Annotated in this window: 1 protein-coding gene; it reads left to right on the forward strand. The window is 76.5% G+C overall.

Annotated features, from left to right (window positions below; genetic code table 11):
* A partial coding sequence (locus AC27IO_RS25055; protein ID WP_498741323.1) for a glycerate kinase type-2 family protein occupies positions 1-728 on the forward strand: 728 nt, incomplete at both ends.

A 728-nucleotide genomic window follows, 5' to 3' on the forward strand; every position in this document is an offset into this window, starting at 1 on the left:
CCCATGGCCTGGCCGCGCACCTGCCCCCGCCGCCGCGCGGGCGCACGCTGGTGCTCGGGGCGGGCAAGGCGGGAGGCTCGATGGTGCACGCGCTGGAGGCGCTGTGGCCGGCCGATGCGCCGCTGTCGGGCCTGGTCGTGACCCGCTACGGCCATGTGCCCGAACGGCCGCCCGGGCTGCCGCAGCGCGTGGAGATCGTGGAGGCCGCGCACCCCGTGCCTGATGCGGCGGGCCTGGCGGCGGCCGAGCGCATGCTGGCGCTCACGCAGCGGCTCACGGCCGATGACCTGGTGCTGTGCCTGATCTCGGGCGGCGGCTCCGCACTGCTCACCCTGCCGGCCGAGGGCCTGACCCTGGCGGAAAAGCAGCGCATCCACCGCGCGCTGCTGGAAAGCGGCGCCGGCATCGCCGAGATGAACTGCGTGCGCAAGCACCTGTCGCGCATCAAGGGTGGCCGGCTGGCGGCCGCGTGCGCGCCGGCCCGCGTGGTCACCCTGGCCATCAGCGACGTGCCGGGCGACGACCCCGCCGTGATCGCCAGCGGCCCCACGGTGCCCGACGGCACGACCTGCGCCGAGGCGCTGGACATCCTGGCGCGCTACCGCATCGACCTGCCCGCGCCGGTGCATGCGGCGCTGCAGGCCGGCGCGCTGGAGACCCCCAAGCCCGGCGACGCGGCCTTCGCCGGCCACGCGGTCCACCTGATCGCCGCGCCGCAGCAATCGCTG

The organism is Acidovorax sp. KNOB132 (genome assembly GCF_057541515.1).